Genomic DNA, 21,839 nt, shown 5'->3' with positions numbered 1-21,839 from the left:
TCACTGGAGGTAGTCGTGACGCGCCGCGCTGTCGAGCCCCAAGTCGTTGCAATGCCTGACATCATCCTCTATCCCCGCGACACGGTGATGCGAGCGCTCGAAGTGATGCACCGTTACGGCGTGCACCTGTTGCCAGTGGTGGATGAGCGACACGGGGAGATCCTCGGCCATGTCTCCGAGGAGGAGCTGCACCGCATCTGGTCCACGCTCCCGCTGGCCCGGATGACTGAAATTCTGACTGCCCGCGCCACGCTCGCTTCGGAAGGAAGTGCAGGCGACCGTCCGCGCGTCGTCCTCGTGCCGGGCGGGCACGGCGTGCGCTCCACCTGGTTGCACTAACGCGCGTCTGCCACCCGACGGATGGCGGCGACGATCTCCTCGGGCACCTCCTCCTGGAGGAAGTGGCCCGCGGCCGTCTCGGTGACACGGGCGCGCGGAAACACCTCGCGGTGACGCCGCAGCGCCCGGCCCAGGATGGGGTCCTTCACTCCCCACACCAGCTCCACGGCTCCTGGGAAGGAGCGCGCCCAGGCCTCTCCCTCGGTGAGCTCCGCCATCGTGGGGTGCTCCGGGCTGTTGGGCACCATGCGCGCCAGCGCCAGCGGCGCCGCCCGGTCCACCACCCTGCGCAGCGGCCATGCATAGGCCCTCGCCACGTCTCCCGAGATGGAGGCCGGGTCTCCCTGCGTGCGCCCCAGCACCGGCAGCGGGAAGTTGAACAGCCGGAAGGCCACGTCGCTCACCACCGGCAGGTGGGAGAAGCGGTGGAAGGCAGTGGTGCGGAAGCGCTCGGGTTTGAGCAGCGCGGTGTTCATCACCACCAGCCCCGTCACCCGGTCCTCCGCGCGCGCCGCCATCCACGCGCCCATGGGGCCTCCCCAGTCCTGCACCACCAGCACCACGTCCTTCAGGTCCAGTCCCCGCACCAGTTCCAGCAGCGACTCGCCATGCCGCCGCAGCGTGTGCGCCGACAGCTCGCGCGGCTTGTCGCTCAGCCCCAGGCCGATGAGGTCTGGCGCCACCACCCGGTACGGGCCTCCCGCGAGGCCGGCAATCACCTTCCTATAAAGGAAGGACCAGGTGGGGTTGCCGTGCACCAGCAGCACCGGCCGCCCCTCCCCCTCGTCCACGTAATGCATCCGTCCGAAGACAGTCGCGGCGAAGTGCGGCTGGTACGGGTAGAGGCGGGTGATGAAGGTGGGAAGTTCGATCATGGGCGGAAAGACGTAGCACTTGCGCGCATGGTCAACATCAGCCGTGTGCCCAATGCCGACTTCCCAACGGGCTGCCCCCGGGTGCGCAGCCAGATCGCTCCACGCTTGCCAGGGTGTAGGGGGTCGCCCCCACGCCAACCGGTGGGGGCCTGAGGGAGGCGTGGCATGAAGGCTGTGGCGATCATCCTCGCTGCGGGGGAGGCCAGGAAGATGGGCTACTCCAAGGCACTCATCGAGCACGAGGGGGGCAAGAGCTTCCTCCAGTCGCTCACTTCGACGTTTGGCAAGGCCGGCTGCTCGGTCATCGGCGTCATCGGCAAGGACGCCGAGGCCGTGCGAGACCAGCACCCGGCGCTCCACCTGGTGGAGAACGAGCGGTGGCAGGAAGGGCAGCTGGGCTCGGTGAAGGCCGGGCTGGAGGCGGCCTTCGAGGACGGCGCGGACCTGGTGCTCATCCACCCGGTGGACATGCCCGCCTTGCGGGCCTCCACCCTCAAGACGCTCATCAAGGCGATGGGGGACTCGGTGGAGGCCATCCGCCCCGAGTTCGAGGGCGCCTCGGGCTTCCCCATCATCCTCTCGCGCGGCGCCGCCGAGCGGCTGCGGGACAGGGACTCGGGCGAGACGCAGCTGGAGGGCGCGGTGCGCGGCCTGCAGGTGCGCCGCATTCCGGTGAAGGACCCGGGCGTCGTCGTCAACATCAACACCCCGGAGACGTACGAGCGGCTGTTCGGCTCCGCGCCGAAGCTCGCCCCTCCGCCCAAGCGCCGGGGCAAGAAGGCCGAGTCCACGGGGACCACCGCGTCCACCGGTGTCTCGGCTCCCATGGAGGCCTCCTCCGACGGGATGTCCGGCTCTTGAGCCCGGAGTGGCTCGCACGGATCGCAGCCGGGTCCGTGCCCTCCTCGCCCTTTCCCTCTCCTGATGGGAGAGGGGAGGGGAGCGTGGGTCAGAAGTTCAGGCCGATGCCGGCGTAGGGGCCGCTGAAGTAGTCGCGGTGCACCACGCCGTCCACCACGCCCCGGTCGTCCAGCAGCTGGAAGCGCCAGCCGGTGCGCAGCGTCACCGCGTTGAGGTGCAGCGCGAGGCCCGCCTGCGTGTCCACCTGGATGTATGGCACCGGGACGACCTGGCCGCGGCCTTCCAGGTCCAGCGCGCCGAAGAGGCACCGCTCGAAGGACAGCGCGAAGCTCGGGCCCGCGAAGGTGACGTCCGGCGCCTTCGCCGTCGCCACGCCGCCCTCCAGCCGCAGCCGCGCATGGTCGCTGCTGTAGAGCGCGAGCGTCAGGTGCGCGGAGAACAGGCCGATCTCGTCCACGCCCGCCGTGCCGTCGTCCGCCGGCAGCCGCAGCCCCGTCGCCGCCGCGGCCACGCCCCAGTGCTCCCCCTCGATTCCCACGTTGAAGCCCACCGCCGAGCCCTCGCCCAGCGTCTGCCCCTCGAGGCCCAGCCGGAACATCAGCATGTTGCGCTTGCGTGCCTCCGGCACCTGCTGCTGCTGGACCACCGGCTCCTGTCCGTAGGCGTACATCGGCTGCTGGCCGGGCTCCAGCTCCACGGCCGCGCTGGAGTCGTAGCGGGTCGTCTCGTAGTGCCTCTGCGCCTCGTAGCGATTCACCCGCTCCGCGGTGTCCGCCACGAAGAAGAGGACGTCCAGGAGGGCCCCCACGGTGTTCACCGTGTCGCTCACGGAGCTGGAACCACCGGAGCTGGAGCCGCCGGAGCTGGAGCCGCCGGAGCTGGAGCCGCCGGAGCTGCCGTCGCTCGAACCCACCGGGCTGGCGTCGTGGACGTTGTCGCTGCTGGAGCTGGAGGAGTCGGAGCGCTTACCGAAGCGTGCCTCGGCGGTGCCAGCGGTGAAGAGCAGGCTCGACGCCAGGGACGTGCACAGCAGTTGCCTGAGGGTGGGCACGGGGATTCTCCGGAGCGGAAAAAACAGGGGGCCAGTGGGTGACCAGCGGCTCGGACGGCCGCCCGCCCGGTTTATTCACGGCATTTTCCCGTGTGTTTCCCCGGAGGCGGGGGCGGCATGTAGGTCCGGTGCTCAGGTCAGCGGCACGTCGTAGTACGTGCGCCGCTCTCCCGGCTTCTCTCCTGGCCACACCGCCCATCCTTCCCAGGCGCCCCCGTGTTTGCGCAGGCACCGCGTGTGGACCCGGATGCTCTGGAGATCCCTCTGCACCTCCATCAGGTTGAACAGGCGCGGCACCGCCTCCGGCCGCTCGTGTGTCGGAGCCCCGAAGCTGCCGGCACCCACCACATGGAGCCTCCGCTCCGCATGGAGGTAGTTGACCAGGTCGGCCCGGTCTTCATGGACGTGGCCATGGAGGCAGACGCGGACGTCCGCCTTCAACAGCTGGCCCACGAAGGCGTCCTTCTGGATCTTCTCGTTGCCCGTGATGGGGTGGTGCCAGACGGAGAGCCGCAAGACCCTGGCATCCTCCGCGAGCTCGCCCCGCTTCCTGGCCGAGAGCAGCTCCTGGTCCGCGTTGCTCAGCCCCCGGGCGAGCGCCTGCTCGAAGATGCTGGAGCGCTCCTTGAAGTGCTCGTCGATCTCCCAGGCCGAGTTCATGGCCAGGAACTGAAGCCGCGTCTCGCTGAAGAGGAACGGAATGCACTGCTCCTCGGGCGCGAGCGGATACGCCTTCTGGAGGAGCGGGTGGTAGAAGTGCTGGGAGAAGTTCTTGAAGCGCTCCGGGTACTTCTCATTGTCCCGGATGGCGTACACCTCGCCTTCCTTGTGGAAGGTGCCGGGCGCGAGCGCGCGCTCGTCCACCTGCCGCTTCTTCTTCCAGGTGTAGACCTCGGTCTCCCAGTCCAGGTCGTGATTGCCGGGAACGAGGATGCAGCGCTCGGCCGTCAGCCCGAACGTCTCGATGAGCCGGGAGACGAGCTCGCGCGCCTTCTCGAACTCGGCTGGCGTGGCCCGGTTCGTGATGTCTCCGGAGATGACCAGGTAGTCCAGGCGCTCCACGCCCAGCCCGTCTCGCTTGTCCTTCAGGTCGGCCACGAGCGGCTGGAGCAGGCTGAGCGGATCATCCCCGGCACCGACGTGCAGGTCACTCAGGTGGAGGATGCGGATGGGCTCACCCTGGCCCGGTTCCGCCTGCTCCGCCTCCGTCATGCTCACCTTCGTCTCGGTGACGCTCAGGGACCGCTGCTCCTGGATGATGGTGCGCAGCCCCTGCACCTGCTTCACCAGCTCCGGGTTGCGCTCGCGCGACTGTTGCGCCCCCAGCGTGAGCGGCGTCCGGACCTCGCAGGCCGGACAGATGATGTCCGGCAGCCCCGCGGCGAGCCGCTTGCGGACGACCTCCTCCGCGAAGACCACCCCACACGCACAGGTGATGGTCAGCCGCTCCAGCAGCTCCACGCCCCGCTCTCGCAGGTGTTCCTCGACGAAGTTCACGAACAGGTCGCGCGTGGCCGTGGGCGTTCCGGGGTCGAAGTAGATGTCCAGCTGCGCGTAGCCGCGAGCCCCCTGTCCCCTGCTCTGCACGCGGCGCACGCCTGACGTGTCACCGCTCGCGTGGCCGAACTCGGCCCGGTCCTCCCACAGCCGCATCGTTCCAAAGCGCCGGCTGATGGCCAGGGACGTGATGAGCGAGGCGTAGATGTTGTCGATGGGTCCGGAGAAGTCGTAGTGCAGCGAGATGGAGTGCGAGAAGTCCGAACCGGAGGTGGCCTGGGTGGGCTGGAAGAGCGACGGGAAGATGAGCAGCCCCTCGTGCCGCAAGCACAGCCCGTGCTCGAGCAGCAGCTCGATGACGCAGTCGAGCACCGCCAGCTCCTGATCCCTTCGCAGCCGCTCCTCGGGCTGGATGCGGGGAAAGCGCATCGTGGGGGACATGACCTTCGCCATGTCGATGGCGGGGACCCCATGGGGGTTGTCCCGGGCGGCGACGATGAGCGAGCCCGCGTAGCGCTCCACCTGCTCGATTTCGAGAATGAGCATCCTCGTCCCGTCGGCCATCCGCGTATCGGCGACGAGCCCCTGCCGGGTGAGGTGGCCCACGACGGCCCGCAGTGCTTCCGGGTCGAAGTCGCTCCCGGTCTCCGCGCGCAGCTCGTTTTCCAGCTCGGAGAAGGTGAGGACCACGCGCTTCGTCTCGCGCAACCGCTGGATGTGCTGCCGGAGGCGCTGGAACAGCTCGGGACGGCTGACCTTCTCGATGGTGCTCCAGTCGATGGTCTGGTTCAGGGTGGCCTTCAGCTCGGCAATGCCCTGGTTGGTCTTCGCGCTCGTCGACACGTACGACGCGAACTGGAGCTTGTGCACCAGATTCTCGATGGCCGGCAGGTTCTCCGCGGAGGCGCTGCTGTCCACCTTGGCGCCCACCAGGAGCTTCCGGATGGTGCGTCCGCCCGCCTGGGCCAGCAGGCGCTGGTTCCAGCCCTCGATTTCCTCCAGCGCCCGCTCCCCGCGCCCGGGCTCCATCACCATCAGGGCCAGGGTCGAGTCCCGCAGGAAGAGCTGGTGCACGAGCTGGTACTCGCTCTGCCCGCCCATGTCCCACAGGATGAGCTCGCGCTCCGTCTTGGTTCCGAGGGCCTCCGAGGCGGGTTGCTCCACGGGCATCGACCAGAAGCGCATCCCATGGGTGGACTCCAACTCCTCGTAACGATCCTGGCTCATGCGCAGGGCCAGGCAGCTCTTGCCCGCACGTCCTTCTCCCACCAGCACGACCTTGGCGCCGACGTGGTGGACGGTGGTGGACGGCGTCTGGGAACGAAGCAGCGTGTCGAGATCGAGTTCCCAGAGCCTGACTCCCCGGCTTCCAGGTCCCTGGCTGGCGAGGAGGGGCGCTGTCGGAGAGAAGGCCAATCTCGCGAAGGACTGGTGTGGGGCGGGCTCCCCGAACTGGGCCACGGGCTCCCAGGTATCCGTGCGGAACAAGCGGATGTTCCCGTCGCGAGAGATGGAGGCGAGCAACTGGCCGTCGGAGGAGAACGAGACACTCACGACCGCGTCCGTATGTCCTTCCAGGACGGTCGTTGACGAGGTGCCCTGCGTGTCCACGACATAGATGTTTCTGTCCCGGCAAGCGGCGGCAATCCGGGTGGTGCCGGGCATCCACGCGATGCTGAGGACATCCACGTCATGGCCTGGGAGGGGGCGAGCCTCCTCTATCCGGATGGAGTCTGGCCCCTCCGTCCGCACCTTCAGGAGAAAGAGCGCTTCGTCTCCTGTGCCGCCACAGGCCAGGAACTGCCCATCGGGTGACCAGGCCAGGCAGTACAGGGTGGGGCTCGAAGTCATTGCGGAGCCCCTCGGCTCCCACGTCCGCGTGTCCCAGAACTGGAGCGTTCCCGTGATGGTGCCGTCGGCTGCGAGCAGCCCCGTGGCGGACCATGCCGTCACGTTTCCAGGGCCCGACAGGGGCTGGGATGTCTCGAGACGGGTCCCATCCGCTCTCCACAGGCGGACCTCATAAATGGAGCGGGTTGCCAACGAGCTCCCATCTGGCGAAAAGCAGAGGTCCGCGAGCCCTTCCATGTGGGCCCTCACCATCCAGTTCGGTCTTTTCTCTCCAGCCTTCCAACAGGTGAGATAGCCATCCGACAGCCCGATTCCGAGCGCGTTTCCAGAGGGGGCCCACGCCAGCCAACCGACCTTCTCGCGGCCCGTCTCCAACGTCTCCTTCAGCTTCACACCGGGCGGGAGAGAGGGGGGCTGCGGCGTGTCTCGCAGGACCCAGAGCTTCTCCGGGCGAGCGGGGGGGGAACTTGGCCCCAGCATGGCTGTCAGCAGCGAAAGCTCCGGGTCGGGGGCACTCCGGCCCACGGGTGCAGCGGACTCCGGTTTCCCGCGCAGGCCAGCGATGTCCCATTGAGCCGCTTCGTTGAGTTCGGAAACCCACCGTTCATCAGGGCCCACGACAATCGTGCGCTTCGTGGCCGATGCACTGCGAGGAAAGATCCTGAGCTGCCCCCCTGTACCGGAGACATCGAGCTCCCCCACCATGTATCCCCAGGGCCCCTGTGAGTGCCCGACATAGGCCATTGCCGAACCGAAGAGTGAGGGCGCTTGGCTGAGGTGGAGTGAGGGGCCATGTGCGTCGCCGTATTGGTGGCCACACACGTGCAACAAGAGACCACTCGAGGGGGTCAGCACCGCCTGGAGCTGATCCAGTTGCTTGGGGCGCAGCATGAAGGGGGGCTTGTGCGTCAGCAGCAGCACGACGTCATGATGAAGTGCCCACTTGCGAGCGCTCTTGCCCGTAGCCATCTCGACCTGCTCCAGATCGAGCTCATGCAGGTCTCCCAAGCCCGTGCCGACGGTGTCCCGGAAGATGGAGTTGAGCCCGATGACTCCAACCCTCAAGCCCTCCTTTTCGACGGTCGCGGCGAAGTCTCCCGGGAGTAGGCCATCGCGGAAGGTCTGATTCACAGGCGAGGGATGCCCTCGCCGCCAATCATTGAACCATGAGTTGAAAGGGGCCAACGCCACACGGATGCGCTTCGTGATTTCACTCGGCTTCGTCCCTCGGAACGCCTTCCGTATCTCCGAGACCCGGTACCGGACATCCTGGCCCACTTCCCAAGGGGACTCGCCCTGCCAGAAATCGTGAGTGCCCGGTACGACGAGCAGGCAGGGGGTCGAACCCAGGCCTCGCAGATAGTTCCACAGGGATCTCAGGGTGGAGTTCAGCAAGCTGAACTCCCGCGGGTCGCCCGTCCGGGTGAGATCCCCCGAGATGAGCACCAGGTCCCAGGGACCCGAGATCGCGTGCATCCTCCGGAGATCCTGCTCGAGCGCCTCCCTGTAGTCGGCTCGGGGCAACAGCGAGCTACGGACTCCCATCTGGAGATCCGAGAGGTGAAGCCAACCGAGCCGAGCCACGTGTCCCCCAGCGGAATGAGCCGGGGGCGAGAATGCACCGGGCGCTCACCGCCGTGAAGCGCCTCGCGGTGTGCCTCGCGCTACCGCGCCTGTCCCGGGCGCTTCTTGGCCAGCCGTTGATCCACGGGCGCGGTGGGAGCGGGAGGCGGCGTGGGCTTCGGCGGCGCGGGCATGAGCTGCAACTCCAGCCGCCGGTTGCGCTCGCGCGACAGCGGCCCGTCGTCCGCCACCACCGGGTGATAGGGCCCGTAGCCCGCAGCCACCAGCCGCTCCGGGCCCAGCTTCGTCTTCTCTCCCAGCAGCCGTACCACCGTCACCGCGCGCGCCGAGGACAGCTCCCAGCTCGTCGGCCCGGGCGCCGTGTCCGCCGTCTCCGGCACCGCGTCCGTGTGCGCCGCCACCTGCACCAGGTGCCCCTCCACCGCCAGCTTCGCCCCCACCCGCGTCAGCAGCTCCGCACCCGTGGGCGTCAGCGCCGCCTTGCGCGGCTCGAAGAGCAGCCGGTCCGCCACCTCCACCCGCAGCCGCCCGTCCGTCTCCACCAGGAAGACCTCGCCCCGCTCCAGCTCCGCCTTCAGCAGTTGCTCCAGCTCCACCCGCACCGCGTCGCGCCGCGCGAGCAGCACGCTCTGCTCCCCGGCCCGTTTGTTGAGCGCCGCGTTCTGCGTGCTCAACCCCTGCTGCTGGTGCTCCAGCTGGCGCAGCCGCCGCGCCATGCTGTCTCGCAGCACCTGCAGCTCCGCCACCCGCGCCTCGGACTCGCCGGCTTCCCGCTCCAGCTGCTCCACCCGCGCCACCAGCGACGAGATGGAGCGCGAGGCCGCCCAGCCGCCCAGCACCGTCACCCCCAGCGAGCCCGCCAGCAGCCACCAGGGCCACCGCATGCGCCGGCGCTTCTCCGCGTCGCTCGCTGCTCCGTCCATCCGGTGGCCCTCCTTGGCGTTCGTGCTTGGAACTCCAAGGATATACCGGTCAGCGCAGCCAGCGCACCAGCGCCCAGGCCCCCAGCGCCACCGGGGCCAGGAAGGCCCCCACGCTCACCGCCGACAGCAGCAGCGCCGCCGACGACCAGCCCGCGAACGCCAGCCGCTCCTTCCACGACGGCGCGGGCACCGGCTCGTCCATCCGCATCGCGCTCCGCATCTCCTCCACCGTCTTGCCCAGCAGCGCCTCGCCGTACTCGGCGCGGTAGAGGTTGCCCGTGTGCGCGCCCCGCAGGAAGGCCCTCGCCACCCGGCGCGGCATGAAGAACAGCCCCGCCCCCATCCCCGAGAGATTCAACAGCCACGCCACCCAGTGGTCCGTGCACCCTCCGCCCACTTCCCACGCGGAGATCTCACACTCGCCCGGGAAGTCCGTGTGGTAGCCCGTCAGCACGTGGTGCAGATCATGGAAGCGCAGCGCCCGCACCCGCTCCTTCGAGTTGGGGAACCAGAAAGGCACCGGGCCCACGTCCACCCGCACCCAGCGCTCGTCGTAGTTCCCGCCCTGTCCGAAGCCGTTCTCGTCGAAGTAGCGCTCGCGGGCCTGCCGCAGCGTCAGGGTTGCCTCGTTGCTCATGATCGCCTCCGTCTGCTTCCGCCAGAAGTCTTCGCGTCCTGCTCGAGGCCCCGCAGCTGCAGCGCGAGCGCGCGCTCGAGCACCGGGCGCCACGTCTCCCCGGGGCCCAGGGCCCCGGACAGCCAGCCCATCAACGTCGTGATGTACAGCGCGAAGAGGTTGAAGCCCGCCATCTCCAGGTCCACGTCTCGCGCCACCTCGCCCCGCTCGCGCGCCGCCGCCACCAGCCCCGCCAGCCGCGCCGCGAAGGCCCGCTCAAGGTGCATCCGCTCCCCGGCCGGCCCCGGCTCCAGGAAGAGCAGCTCCCGGATGAACACGCGCGCCAGCGCCGGGTCCTTCGCGTACAGCCGGAAGAAGCCCTCGAAGACGTGCACCAGTTGCTCGAGCAGCGGCGCCTGCCCGGGCAGTGTGCGGAAGCGCTCCTCCTGCACCGCCTCCACCCGCTCGGCGAACACCAGCATCAGCAGCTCCTCCTTGGTGCGCGCGTAGAGGAAGAGCGTCCCGGTGCCCACGCCCGCCCGCTCGGCGATCTCCCGCGTCGTCGTCTCCGCGTACCCCTTGCTCGCGAAGAGCTCCCCCGCCGCCTGCCGGATGCGCTCCAGCTTCTCCTGCTTGTTGCGCTCCCTCAGTCCGGGGGCCTCGGCGGCCTCCTGGCGGGCGCTTGATTTGCGAGAAGTGACCATGCTCAAAAATGAGTATGCTCAGATTTCAGGCGCGGCGCAAGCCAATCACTCCCGGGGGACGGCTCGCGGGGGAGGGCGTTCAGCCGAGCGGCAGGTAGAGGCGGAAGTGGGAGCCCTGGCCCGGGGTGCTCTCCAGCTTCAGCTCGCCCCCGTGGGCGCGCGCTATCCACTGTGCCACGTAGAGGCCCAGTCCCAGGCTGTCACGGGAGTGTTGGCCCGAGGCCCGCTGGTAGCGCTCGAAGATGCGCGCCTGCGCCTCCGGGGTGATGCCCGGTCCGAAGTCGCGCACGCCAATCACCGCGAAGTCTCCCTGGCGCTCCACTCGCAGCTCCACCGGATGGCCGGGGGCGTACTTCATCGCGTTGGACAGCAGGTTCATCACCACCTGCTCCACCCGCAGCCGGTCCACCCGGGCCACCACGGGGGCGTCCGTGAGCACCACCGCGGTGCACCCGGCCTCCGCCAGCTTCTCCTCGAAGCGGACCACCACCCAGTGCACCAGCTCCGAGAGGTTCACTTCCTCCCGCTCCAGCTCCAGCCGCCCGTTGGTCATGCGCGACACGTCCAGCAGGTGCTTGACGAGCTGCTCCAGCCGCTCCGTCTGGCGCCGCGCCGTCAGCAGCGACTGCCGCAGCTTCTCCTCGGTGGGCGGGCGGCCCGCGTCCACCGCCCGCTGCAGCGCCGTCAATTGCAGGCTCAGCGCCGACAGGGGCGTGCGCAGCTCGTGCGTGGCGATGGCCACGAACTCGTCGCGCGCCTGCACCGCCAGCTCCGCCTGGTGGAAGAGCCGGGCGTTGTCCACCGCCAGCGCCGCGCGCCAGGCCAGGTTCTCCACGATGGCCAGGTCGCGCTCGGTGTAGCGGCGCGCCTCGTCCTGGCTCACCACCGTCAGCACCCCCAGCGTGCGCTCCCGGGCGATGAGCGGCACGAACATCGCCGAGCGCGGACGCAGCAGCGCCAGCGTCGCCCGGAAGCGTGCGTCCAGGGTCTCGTCCTCCAGGAGGGTATCGCCCACCTCGGCCGCCAGCAGGGCCCGGCCGGACTCCAGCACCCGCCAGGTGGGGGAGTCCGGATGGGGGGCGGGAGACAGGTGCCGCGCCTCCTCCAGCACCCGCTGGGTGTCCGCCCGGCGCGCCGCCGCCGCCACGCGCTCCAGGCTCTTGCCCTCCTCGGTGCGCACGTCCAGCATGCAGTAGTCCGCCATGTGCTCGACCACCACCCGCACGGTGCTCTCCATCGTGGTGCGGGGATCCAACGAGGAGGACAGCCGCGTGGTGGCCTCGGCGAGGAAGCGCAGCCCCTCCTCCACCTGCTTCTGCTCGGTGATGTCCAGCACCGTGACGCCCGCGCCCAGCGTCTCCCCGTCCACCGTTACCGGGAAGAGGGTGCTGTGCACCGGGCGCGGCGGGAGGCCGGGCCGCGCGGGCACCAGGGTGTACCGGTTCGTCAGCGGCTCGCCGCGCTCCATCACGCTGCGCAGCAACTGCTCCACGTGCGTGGCTTCTCCCGGCTCCGTCAGCACCTCGCGCACGGAGTGTCCCAGGTGCGCTTCGAGAGGCTTGCCATTCATGGTGGCCAGCACCGGGTTGACGAGCACGTAGCGCAGCTCCCGGTCCACGAAGCCCATGCCCACCGGCGAGGCGGCGAGGAAGGCCTCCAGCAGCGCCAGCGAGGTGTCGCGCGCCCTCAGCGCCCCCTGCGCCTCCCGGAAGAGCCGGGCGTGCTCCACCACGAGGGCCACGCGCCGGGCCAGCTCCTCGGCGTACTTCAGCTCCCGCTCCGTGTAGTGCCGGCCCGGGGTGGCGAGGATGAAGTTGAGCAGGCCCACCCGGCGCGCTCCCACCGACAGCGGCACCGCCATGCACGCGCGTGGCCCCAGCTGCTCCATGGCCCGCCGGTGCTCGGGCGTGCGCGCGATCGTGTCCAGCAACTCGGGGGAGAGCTCCGGAATGAGCAGCGGACGGCCCTCCAGGAACACCCGCGACAGGGGACTCGGGCTGCCCACCTTCGGTGGAAAGCGCAGCACCTCGGCCATCAGCGGCTGGTGGGCCGGCTCGTGTGCGGCGGCCACCAGCCGGCGCAGCTCGCCGTCGTCGCCCACCACGTCGATGATGCAGAAGTCGGCCAGCTGGCGGGTGGCCAGCCGCGCCACCGCCTGCAGCGTGCTCTCCCAGTCCAGCGACTCCACCAGCAGGCGCGTGGCCTCGGTGAGGAAGGCCTCGGCGTGCTTGGCCTGCCGGCGCGTGGTGATGTCCACCTTCACCGCCACCGCGCCGACGATGGTGGCCTGGGCGTCCTTCAACACCGTGGTCGAGTGCAGCACCGTGCGCCGCGCGCCGTCGAAGGCGACGATCTCCACCTCCTCGTTCACCACCGGCTGCCCGTCGCGCAGCGTGCGCACCAGCGCCCACTCGTGGGCCTCCAGCCGCTGGCCGCTCCCGGGCCAGTAGCCCTCGAAGATGCCGTAGCCCTCCAGCTCCACCCGCGGCAGCGGGCCTCCCCAGATGTGCTCCGCGACGGGGTTGGACTCCAGCAGCCGCCCCCGCGCGTCGACGATGTAGACCCCCACCGGCATCAACCGCAGCAACGCTCGCAGGTGCTCGCGCTCGGCGAGTAACGCCGTGGCTTCCGGAGAACCGGCTCGTTCGAGTTCGGACATGCCTGCGTGGACTCCCCCCGGGCCCACAATAACGTCGCCTCGCCCAAGGCGGACCGGCGGACCGGTGGGACGTCGGCCACTGCGCGTTTCATCCGTCAGCCGGGCGGCGTGTCCCCCCGCGATTCCCAGGGGGCGAGAAAAAGTCCGTGCCTCCTGCGCGCGGGAGTCGCGCGGGGCCCACCCCCTTCCGAGCAGGGGGCGCGGTGGGCAAGCCGCCCTGGGGGGATGGGCATGGGTCTGGTGGGCTCCTAGGTTCTTTCAGGAGGGCCTCCGCGCGAGCCCGGCGAGGGGCGGCCAGGCATGGGACGTGCCTGACCGGCAGGCCGCTGCATTGACGAGGGAGAGGCCTCACCGTGCCGAGGGTAACTGCCAGGCCCGCTGTGCTGCTGGTGGACGACCACCCGAGCAACCTCGTCGCGCTCGAGGGGGTGCTGGAGCCGTTGCGGGTGCGCACGACGCAGGCCACCTCCGGGGAGCAGGCGCTGAAGTGTCTGCTCCGGGAGGACTTCGCCGTCATCATCCTGGATGCGCGGATGCCGGGAATGGATGGCTTCGAGACGGCGCGGCTCATCCGCCAGCGGGCGCGGCACCGGGACACGCCCATCATCCTCATCTCGGCCTACCACCAGGACGAGTCCTCCATCATCCGGGGCTACGTGGAGGGCGCGGTGGACTACCTCACCAAGCCCTTCGAGCCGGAGGTGCTGCGCGCCAAGGTGACGCTCTTCGTGGACCTGTTCGAGAAGGACCGGGAGCTCAAGGAGCGGGCGGCCCGGTTGCGCGAGGCCCAGGCCGAGCTGCTGGCGCGCGAGCACGCGGCGCTCCTGGAAGCGGCGGTGCAGCGGGCCCGGCTGCACAGCGTCTTCACGCAGGCCCCCGTGGCCATCGCCCTGCTGCAGGGGCCCACGCACGTCTACGCGTACGCCAACCCGCTCTACCTGCGGCTCGTCGGGCGGCGCGACATCCTGGGGCGGCCCGCGCGCGAGGCCCATCCGGAGATTGACGGGCAGCACGTCTTCGAGCTGCTGGACCATGTCTTCCGCACGGGCGAGCCGGTGGCCGGCAAGGCGATTCCCATTCAGCTGGACGCGCCAGCGCGGCGGGAGACGGCCTTCTTCGACTTCGTGTACCAACCGCTGCGCAGCGCGGAGGGGCAGATGGAGGGCCTGCTCGTGTGTGCCTGCGAGGTCACCGGGCAGATGCGCGCCCGCCTGCGGGCCGAGGAGCTGTCGGCGAGCCTGCAGCGCCAGCACGAGGCCCTGCAGAAGAGCGAGGAGCGCTTCCGCTCCCTCACGCATGCCGTCTCCCAGATTGTGTGGACGACGGACGCCGAGGGCCGCGTCGTCAGGGACTCGCCCCACTGGAGGGCTTTCACCGGCCAGACGCGGGAGAAGTTCCTCGACGGGCGGTACGGCTGGCTGGAGTGCATCCACCCGGAGGACCGGGCGCGGACGGTCCGGCGGTGGGTGGAGGCGCTGCGCGTCCGGAAGGTCTTCGAGGTGGAGCACCGGGTGCGGCGGCATGACGGGCGGTACCGGCACATGTCCGCGCGGGGCGTGCCGGTGGTGACGGAGGATGGGCAGGTGCGCGAGTGGGTGGGCCTCCACATCGACGTCACCGAGCAGCGGCGCTCCGAGCAGTCCGCCTCCTTCCTGGCCCGCGCGAGCGCCCTGCTCTCCACCTCCCTGGATTACGAGGCCACGCTGGCCAACGTGGCCCGGCTCGTGGTGCCCACGCTGGCGGACTGGTGCGCGGTGGATCTGCTGACGCCGGACGGCGGCCTCGAGCGCGTCGCGGCGGCCCACCGGGAGCCGGAGAAGGTGGCGCTGGTGCACGAGGTGCTGCACCACTTCGAGCTGGACTGGAACGCCCCCCGGGGCCTGCCCAGGGTGCTGCGCACCGGCGAGCCGGAGTGGATGCCCACCGTCCCCGAGTCCTTCTTCGACGCGGGCGCGCGCGACGAGCACCAGACGCGGCTGCTGCACGCGCTCGGCCTCTCCTCCTACCTGTGTGTGCCCCTGCTCAGCCGCGGGCGCATCTTCGGGGCCCTCACGCTCGTCTACGCCGAGGGGGACCGGGAGTACGAGGAGTGGGAGCTGCGGCTGGCCGAGGACCTGGCGCGCCGCGCCGCCATCTCCGTGGACAACGCCCGGCTCTTCCGCGAGGCGAAGGAGGCGGTGCAGGTGCGCGACGAGTTCCTCTCCATCGCCTCGCACGAGCTGAAGACGCCCCTGACGCCCCTGCGCCTCAAGCTGCACTCGCTGCGCAGGTCCGCCCGGAGCCCAGGCGTGAAGCTGGACGGCGAGGCGCTGCTCGCGCACCTGGACATCGCCGAGCGGCAGGTGGCCCGGCTCTCGCGCCTCATCGACAGCCTGCTGGATGTCTCGCGCATCGGCGCCGGCAAGCTGGAGCTCGACTGGGAGGACGTGGACCTGGCCGAGGTGGTGCGCGAGGTGGTGGGCCGCTTCGAGCCCCAGGCCACCAAGGCCGGGTGCCGCGTCACGGTGCGTGCCCCGGGGCCCGTGCTCGGACGGTGGGATCGGCTGCGGTTGGATCAGGTGGTGACCAACCTGCTCACCAACGCGTTCAAGTACGGGGCTGGCAAGCCCGTGGAACTCTCCGTGTCCACCCAGGCGGGCCACGCCCTGCTGCTCGTGCATGACCAGGGCATCGGCATCGACCCGGGCAACCTCTCGCGCATCTTCGAGCGCTTCGAGCGCGCCGTGTCCGAGCGCCATTACGGCGGACTGGGCCTGGGGCTCTACATCACCCGCACCATCGTCCAGGCGCTCGGCGGCACCATCGAGGCGCGCAGCACTCCGGGGGAGGGCTCCACCTTCATCGTGACGCTGCCGGGGGTGTACGCGGAGCAGGCCCTGCAGACGCCCGCCTCGTGAGCGGGGAGGGGGCCCCAAAAAAGTTGGAGCGGCGCGCCCGGGGAGGGGATCCGGACGCGCCGCCCCCGCCGCCTCGCACCCGACGGGTGCCAGCGGAAGTGCAGCCCTACTGCATGAATGCACCCGTGGCCTTCCCAGGGAACCACCGGTGCATGCGGCGCCACTGCGCGCCGACACTTTCGGTTCTACTCGGAGGGTCTGACATCCCCGTGGGCCCCAACGTCTCCCGGCGCCAGGGCCCACGGTTCCTCCGCCGACCGCGACTCCCTTCTACACGGAGGGTCTGACACGCCCGCGCCAGCAGTGGTTCCACCCCCGGACTGACGCGCCCCGGCTTGATTCCGAGGGGGCAGGGAGCCTATTTCCCACCTCCTGCGACAGAGAGGGCCGAGGACGATGGCGATTCGATGCGTGGTGCTGGATTTCGATGGGACGTTCACCGACGCGGCGGCGGAAGGCGCGCCCTTCGTCCAGCACTTCCGCAGGCGGCTGTCCGAGGAGCTGGGCCGGGACGTGATGGAGGCGGGGTGGGCCGACGTGGAGGCCGGGGTGCTGGCCAGCAACGAGGAGCACGGCTGGGAGGTGGGAGGCCGCACCGTGGCGCCGGCCACGGCGGATCCGTACCTGCTGGCCAACTTCGTGGCGCGCCGGCTGTGTGATCGGCTCGGGGCGATGACGGACAAGCCCCAGCGGGCGGCGCTGCTGGACAGGCTCTACCGCGAGGCGTACGCGCAGGTGGGCATGGCCTTCAAGCCCGAGGCGAAGGAGGTGCTGGAGGCGCTGCTGGACACGGGGTTGCCGGTGCACGTCGTCACCAACGCGCACACCGCCACGGTGGAGTCCAAGCTGACGAAGCTGGCCCCGCGCGGCCGCGAGCGCCTGCGCGTCTCGGGTGACGCGCGCAAGTTCCTCATCGAGCCGCCCTCCACGCTGGACGCCGTCTTCTCCGCCCTGCCCGAGACGGTGCAGGTGGAGGGGCTGGTGCGTCCCATCCATCTGCGCCGCGGCCACTACTACGATGCGCTGCGCCGCATCTGGAACGAGACGGACACCTCGCCGGAGACGACGCTGGTGGCCGGCGACATCTTCGAGCTGGACCTGGCGATGCCGGCGGCGCTCGGGGCGAGCGTGCAGCTGGTGGCCCGCGCCAACACGCTGGAGTACGAGCGCCGGGGCATCGCCGCGCTCGGCTCGCGCGGTGGCATGGACCCGAGCCTGCGCGCCATCCTCCCGCGCCTGCGCGGCTGAGGCGTCAGGCGCTGGCCAGGCCCAGCTCGCGCACGCGGCGCCGCAGCGCGCGCTTGGAGACCTCCAGCCGCTGCACCATCTTGTCCAGGTCTCCCTGGCACTCGTGGAAGCAGCGGGAGATCTCCTCCGGGCTCAGGTCCCCGGCGGTGCGCAGCAGGGAGCTCTTCTCGATGAGCATGTAGATGGAGGCGCGGGAGATGCCCAGCCGCTCCGCCGTCGCCTTGAGATCCCACGCGCAGGAGCGCAGGCCCACCAGCAGCTCCTGCTCGCCCACGTCCGAGGGCTTGCGCCGCGGAGGGGTCGTCTCCTCGGGCTCGGGCGTGTCGTCGAAGGCGGGCGGGGGCAGCACGCTCAGGGTCGGCACGGGCAGCGGCAGGGCGGCGGAGTCCAGCTCCTGCTCGAGCCGCGCATCCACCCGGAGGTGGGGCAGGCCGCGGCTGCCGATGACGAGCTGCCGGGCCACGTTGCGCAGCTGGCGCACGTTGCCGGGCCACGCGTAGCGCACCAGGCGCACGGCCAGCGAGGTGGGCAGCCAGGGCTCGGCCTGGGGCTCGGAGGCCGTCAGGCGCCAGGCCTCGCCCGTGGCCTCCAGCTCCTGGCGGGCGAAGTACATGAAGAGCGGGCCGATGTCCTCGCGGCGCTCGCGCAGGGGCGGCACGTGCAGCTCGAAGCCCGCGAGCCGGTGCAGCAGCGGCGCCTTGAAGAGTCCCTGGTGGATGCGCTCCTCCAGGTGGGCGTCCGTGGCGGTGACGAGCCGCACGTCCACGCGCACCGGGGCCTGTCCGCCCACGGGGAACACCTCGCCCGTCTCCAGCACGCGCAGCAGCGCCACCTGCACCTCGGGTGGCGCCTCGCCCACCTCGTCGAGGAAGAGCGTGCCTCCATGGGCGGAGCGGAAGAGGCCCGCCCGCGCCTGGGTGGCGCCCGTGTACGCGCCCTTCTGCACGCCGAAGAGCTCGGCGGCCACCAGCTCCCGGGGCATGGCGCCCAGGTTGACGCTGACGAAGGGTCCGTCCCGGCGCGGGCCGTGCTGGTGGACGGCGCGGGCCACCAGCTCCTTGCCCGAGCCCGTCTCTCCCCGGATGAGCACCGGCACGTTCAGGTCCGCCACGCGGCGCACATCCTCGCGCACCCGCCGCAGGCGCTCACCGTGGCCCACCATGCCCAGGTCCCCCTCGCCGGGCAGCTCGGGCGCGTGTGCCAGGTGCAGCAGCAGCACCACGCGACCGGCGAGCTCCAGCGGCACGCCCGCGGCCAGCTCCTCGAGCGTGAACTCCCGGCTCCCCCGGACGGGCTGTGTCCCCACCCGTACCTGCGTCCCGTCCTCGGGAACCACCAGCCGCAGGCGCCCACGCGTTCCGGGCTCGAACTGCACGGGCTTGCGGCTCAGGAAGGGATCTCCGAGGGGCAGGGCCATGCCCGCGCCGGGCAGCGAGAAGTCCGGGGCATTGCGTGACAGGGAAGCCGTCCTGCCCACGGCGGCCAGCATCTCGAGCAGCAGCCGCTCGCCCACGCGCTGGGGCCTCGGGTGCGAGACGATGGTCAGGGCCGGCGTGGTGCGTGGGGATGGCCTCTCCCGGCCGTACGCGTGCGCGGCGGTCGTGTTCAGGTCATCGGACAACTTCTTCTGCATGGGGCCCCCTACCGCGCCTCGTTACTGTTGGACAGTCTACACTGCGGGCTGACCGGGGCTCGGTGGGGCGCTGTCATCGGGGGTGTGACATCAGCCACTGAGATACACGAGCGAGCTGCCGCTCCTGTCTCATCTTTCGATAAAACTCCTGGGCCTGGGTGGCCAGGTCCCGGGCGCGTGCGGGCTCGGCGCCCACCTTCCACAGGGCCTGGGCCAGGAGCCACCGCACCTCGGCGCGCGAGCGCTCCTCGGTGAGCGAGAGGGCGCGCTCCAGCAGGGGGACGGCCTGCGCGGGCCGGTTGCGGGCCAGGTGCCACTCGCCCCACCCGAGCAGCGCCTGGGCGAGCGGCCCGGGGCCCTGGCCGGAGAGCTGCTCCCCGGTGGCCTGGGCCCGCCGCAGGAAGCGGGCCGCCTCGTCCCACCTGCCGAGCCGCACCAGGGTGCGTCCCAGCACGGCGCACACGGTGGCCGTCTCCACGTGGCCGGGCCCGTGGAGCTTCTCCTGGATGGCCAGGGCCCGCTCGTACCGCGTCCGCGCCTCGGCGTCCCGTCCCAGGTCGGCCAGCACGTGGCCGAGCCGGGTGTACGAGTCGGACACGCTGGGGTGCTCGGGCCCCAGTGCCTTCAGGCGCAGCTCCAGGGCCCGCTCGTGCCGCGCCAGGGCTTCCTCCAGGTGGCCCCGGGCGCGCAGGATGTCGCCCAGGTTGGCGAGCGAGGATGCGAGGGAGGGGTGATTGGGTCCCAACGTCTTGCGCTTCAGCGCCACGGCACGCTCGTACTGGGCCTGTGCCTGCTCGGAGTGGCCCAGCGCCTCGTGGACCAGGCCCAGGTTGTTGATGGAGCTGGCGAGGGAGGGGTGCTCGGGTCCCAGCGCCTTCTGCTTCAGCTCCATGGAGCGCTCGAAGAAACCGCGGGCCCGCTCGTACTGGCCCAGGTCCAGCAGCACGTTGCCCATGCTGTTGAGCAGCCGAGACAGGTCGACCTCGTTGGGGCCCGGGAGCTTCTCCAGCAGGGCCAGCGCGAGCGCGAAGTCCTCGCGGGCCCGCTCGCTGTCTCCCTTCGTCCAGCGCACGGTGCCCAGGGCCTCGTGCATCAGCGCCCGCTGCCGCTCGTCCCCGAGCCGCTCCGCGGCGGCCCTCAGGGGGAGCTCCAGCCACAGGGCCTCGGCATGGCGGGCCTGCCGTGTTCCCACCACCGTGACGAGCAGGTTCCAGGCGCGTGTCTCCATCAGGGCGTCCTTGCCCTGGGCCGACAGCACCAGCGCCTCGCGCAACGCGGCCTCGGCACCCTTGTAGTCACCCGCCCCGTCCCGCAGCGAGGCGCTCCAGAAGAGGACGCGGGCCCGCAGCGAGGGGTGCTCCAGGGCCGCCACCTGGGGCCGCAGCGTGTCCGCGAGTGCCAGGCCCTCCGCGTACCTTCCCGCGACGTGGAGCGCCGCCAGCCGGTCCACCTGCTGCTCGAGTGTCTCGGCCCGTGCGCGCACCGCCGGATCCTCGGGAGGTGGCACCACGGCCGTGAGCAGGCGCGCGTCCGCGCAGTCACTCAAGGGGTACAGCGACTGCACGGCCTGCACCGCTCCGTCCAGCAGCTTCGGGTCCGGCTCGCGCGCGAGCAGCTCCGTGAGGGCGCCGAGCTGGCCGCGCCGCCGCTCCAGGCAGTACTCGCGCAGCGCCGCCAGCCGCGGGAGCCGGTCCGCTCCCTCCTGGCGTGCCAGCTCACACGCTTCCGTCCGCTGCTTCACCCAGCCGCTCGCATAGGCGTCCAGCAGCCGCGATACGCGCTCGAAGGTGTCCTGGGCCTGCGGCAACCCCGTGCCCAGCAGCGCCTGTTCCAGCCGCTTCCGGAGGGGGGCGTCCCAGATGCCCGCCATGCGCCTGTCCATGCCGCCGCAGGCCGGGTCCGGCGCCTCCTGGCGCACCCATCCCCAGATAGCCAGCACGAGCAGCAGGGCGCCTCCTCCCGCGAGTGCTCCGGTGCGCACCCGGGCCCGCCACCGCTGCCGCGGATCATTCTCCAACTCCTCCAACAACTCCCGCAGGGAGCCCGGGCGCTGGAGCGGATCGGCCCGCAGGCCGCGCAGCACCGCCCGGCCCACCCAGGCGGGCACCTCGCTCTGCGCGGGGGCGATGCGCTCGGCCAGGCGGGCCTCGAGCAGCTCGGCCTGGCTGTCACCCGCGAAGGGCCGCTGGCCGTAGAGGGCCTCGTAGAGGGCCACGCAGAAGGCGTACAGGTCACTCCGGGCGTCCACCGGCCGGCCCTGGAGCTGCTCGGGGGCCATGTAGCGTGGGGTGCCCATCATCCGCCCGGACTCGGTGAGCGGCTCCACCCAGGTGCGCGGCAGCGCGCGCTCCGTGCCGTGCGCCTGCGTGTCGGCCTCGGGAGGGTGGAGCGCCTGCGCCACGCCGAAGTCCGTCACCCGCACGCGCCCGTCCTGGCCCACCAGCACGTTGTCCGGCTTGAAGTCGCGGTGCACCAGCCCCGCCGCATGGGCCGCCGCCAGGCCCCGGCCGGCCTCCAGGAAGGCACGCAGCACCTCCCTCCACGTGCGCGGCTGCTGCTGCAGCCACTGCCGCAGCGTCCGTCCCTCCACGTACTCCATGGCGATGAAGAACGCGTCGTCCTCCAGCCGCCCCGAGTCGTACACATGCACCACGTGGGGGTGGTTGAGCTGCGCCATGGCCTGGGCCTCGCGCAGCAGGCGTACCTGGGAGGCGCCGTCATCCTCGGGCTCCCACCGGGGACGCAACAGCTTGAGGGCCACGCGCCGGTTGAGCCGCGCGTCATAGGCGGCCAGCACCACGCCCATGCCGCCGTGCCCCAGCGGGTTGAGGACCGTGTAGCGCTCGGCCAGGACGTGCCCGGGGGGAGGGCAGGGCGGAGCGGCTTCCAGGGGAACGGGCGCGGAGGGCGTGCCCGCGAGGGGCTTCCCCAGGGTGGGGGCTTCCTCGGCGGAGCCGGAGGGGGAAGTCCCATCGGGGCGCTGGGTCCTCATGTCCTGCAACTCTACCCCGCGGCCTCGACGGGGGTGGGGACCCCCGCTGTCCGGAGGCCCGGCGGGCAGGCCAGCGAGTCCGGTAGAGTGGCCCGCATCCCTGTACCCC

Annotated in this window: 13 protein-coding genes and 1 pseudogene; 4 read left to right on the top strand and 10 right to left on the bottom strand. The window is 70.9% G+C overall.

The window, feature by feature from the left end:
* Positions 1–15 precede the first annotated feature (15 nt).
* Positions 16–339, top strand: a complete 324-nt coding sequence (locus NR798_RS44140) for a CBS domain-containing protein (RefSeq protein WP_375768631.1) — start codon at positions 16–18, stop codon at positions 337–339.
* Here NR798_RS44140 and NR798_RS44135 read toward each other — a convergent pair.
* The gene (locus NR798_RS44135; protein WP_375768630.1) at positions 336–1,214 is read right to left on the bottom strand and encodes an alpha/beta fold hydrolase; all 879 of its coding nucleotides are present in this window, start codon (positions 1,212–1,214) and stop codon (positions 336–338) included. The genes NR798_RS44140 and NR798_RS44135 overlap by 4 nt on opposite strands.
* Before the next feature lie 165 nt (positions 1,215–1,379).
* Between NR798_RS44135 and NR798_RS44130 the strand changes: the two genes are divergently transcribed.
* The gene (locus NR798_RS44130; RefSeq protein ID WP_375768629.1) at positions 1,380–2,075 is read left to right on the top strand and encodes an NTP transferase domain-containing protein; all 696 of its coding nucleotides are present in this window, start codon (positions 1,380–1,382) and stop codon (positions 2,073–2,075) included.
* Positions 2,076–2,163: 88 nt separating this feature from the next.
* Here NR798_RS44130 and NR798_RS44125 read toward each other — a convergent pair whose 3' ends face one another.
* The 7 genes and pseudogenes from NR798_RS44125 to NR798_RS44095 all read right to left on the bottom strand — a co-directional run bounded on the left by NR798_RS44125 (position 2,164) and on the right by NR798_RS44095 (position 12,960).
* Positions 2,164–3,126 (bottom strand): hypothetical protein, encoded by a 963-nt coding sequence (locus NR798_RS44125; RefSeq protein WP_375768628.1) that lies wholly within the window; start codon positions 3,124–3,126, stop codon positions 2,164–2,166.
* Positions 3,127–3,258: 132 nt separating this feature from the next.
* A complete protein-coding gene (locus NR798_RS44120) occupies positions 3,259–6,474 on the bottom strand; it encodes a metallophosphoesterase (RefSeq protein WP_375773919.1) in 3,216 nt (1,071 codons plus the stop codon).
* Between the two features lie 867 nt (positions 6,475–7,341).
* Positions 7,342–8,019: pseudogene (locus NR798_RS44115) on the bottom strand (metallophosphoesterase); the annotation flags it as partial.
* 119 nt (positions 8,020–8,138) lie between these two features.
* Entirely contained in the window at positions 8,139–8,981 is an 843-nt protein-coding gene (locus NR798_RS44110) for an OmpA family protein (RefSeq protein WP_375768627.1), read from the bottom strand.
* A gap of 49 nt (positions 8,982–9,030) precedes the next feature.
* Positions 9,031–9,618 carry a hypothetical protein gene (locus tag NR798_RS44105; RefSeq protein ID WP_375768626.1) on the bottom strand — a complete coding sequence of 196 codons (588 nt, stop codon included), beginning with the start codon at positions 9,616–9,618 and terminating at the stop codon, positions 9,031–9,033.
* Positions 9,615–10,301: a TetR/AcrR family transcriptional regulator gene (locus tag NR798_RS44100; protein ID WP_375768625.1), complete on the bottom strand. Its 687-nt coding sequence runs from the start codon at positions 10,299–10,301 to the stop codon at positions 9,615–9,617. Before NR798_RS44100 ends, NR798_RS44105 begins: the two co-directional genes overlap by 4 nt.
* 79 nt (positions 10,302–10,380) lie before the next feature.
* Complete coding sequence (locus tag NR798_RS44095) at positions 10,381–12,960, bottom strand: GAF domain-containing protein (protein WP_375768624.1); 2,580 nt, start codon at positions 12,958–12,960, stop codon at positions 10,381–10,383.
* Between the two features lie 353 nt (positions 12,961–13,313).
* On the opposite strand from NR798_RS44095, the gene NR798_RS44090 reads away from it, so the two are divergent.
* Positions 13,314–15,857 carry an ATP-binding protein gene (locus NR798_RS44090; RefSeq protein ID WP_375768623.1) on the top strand — a complete coding sequence of 848 codons (2,544 nt, stop codon included), beginning with the start codon at positions 13,314–13,316 and terminating at the stop codon, positions 15,855–15,857.
* A gap of 396 nt (positions 15,858–16,253) precedes the next feature.
* Positions 16,254–17,105, top strand: coding sequence for an HAD family hydrolase (locus tag NR798_RS44085; protein ID WP_375768622.1), 852 nt, complete (start codon positions 16,254–16,256; stop codon positions 17,103–17,105).
* 4 nt (positions 17,106–17,109) lie between these two features.
* Here the strand turns inward: NR798_RS44085 and NR798_RS44080 are convergent, their stop codons facing one another.
* Together NR798_RS44080 and NR798_RS44075 are read right to left on the bottom strand one after the other, a co-directional pair.
* On the bottom strand, positions 17,110–18,738 hold the full coding sequence (locus NR798_RS44080) for a sigma 54-interacting transcriptional regulator (protein WP_375768621.1): 1,629 nt from the start codon (positions 18,736–18,738) through the stop codon (positions 17,110–17,112).
* Between the two features lie 73 nt (positions 18,739–18,811).
* Entirely contained in the window at positions 18,812–21,730 is a 2,919-nt protein-coding gene (locus tag NR798_RS44075; RefSeq protein WP_375768620.1) for a tetratricopeptide repeat protein, read from the bottom strand.
* Between the last annotated feature and the right edge of the window lie 109 nt (positions 21,731–21,839).

The organism is Archangium gephyra (assembly GCF_042230915.1).
Classification (GTDB): Bacteria; Myxococcota; Myxococcia; order Myxococcales; family Myxococcaceae; genus Archangium; species Archangium gephyra_B.
This window is presented reverse-complemented; position numbering and strand designations above follow the sequence as displayed.

What these genes read in the sequence shown, in the direction of transcription:
- NR798_RS44105 (WP_375768626.1), bottom strand. Translation starts at nt 9,618, where the DNA reads ATGAGCAACGAGGCAACCCTGACGCTGCGGCAGGCCCGCGAGCGCTAC.
- NR798_RS44120 (WP_375773919.1), bottom strand. Translation starts at nt 6,474, where the DNA reads ATGACTTCGAGCCCCACCCTGTACTGCCTGGCCTGGTCACCCGATGGG.
- NR798_RS44080 (WP_375768621.1), bottom strand. Translation starts at nt 18,738, where the DNA reads ATGCAGAAGAAGTTGTCCGATGACCTGAACACGACCGCCGCGCACGCG.
- NR798_RS44100 (WP_375768625.1), bottom strand. Translation starts at nt 10,301, where the DNA reads ATGGTCACTTCTCGCAAATCAAGCGCCCGCCAGGAGGCCGCCGAGGCC.
- NR798_RS44095 (WP_375768624.1), bottom strand. Translation starts at nt 12,960, where the DNA reads ATGTCCGAACTCGAACGAGCCGGTTCTCCGGAAGCCACGGCGTTACTC.
- NR798_RS44110 (WP_375768627.1), bottom strand. Translation starts at nt 8,981, where the DNA reads ATGGACGGAGCAGCGAGCGACGCGGAGAAGCGCCGGCGCATGCGGTGG.
- NR798_RS44135 (WP_375768630.1), bottom strand. Translation starts at nt 1,214, where the DNA reads ATGATCGAACTTCCCACCTTCATCACCCGCCTCTACCCGTACCAGCCG.
- NR798_RS44085 (WP_375768622.1), top strand. Translation starts at nt 16,254, where the DNA reads ATGGCGATTCGATGCGTGGTGCTGGATTTCGATGGGACGTTCACCGAC.
- NR798_RS44075 (WP_375768620.1), bottom strand. Translation starts at nt 21,730, where the DNA reads ATGAGGACCCAGCGCCCCGATGGGACTTCCCCCTCCGGCTCCGCCGAG.
- NR798_RS44130 (WP_375768629.1), top strand. Translation starts at nt 1,380, where the DNA reads ATGAAGGCTGTGGCGATCATCCTCGCTGCGGGGGAGGCCAGGAAGATG.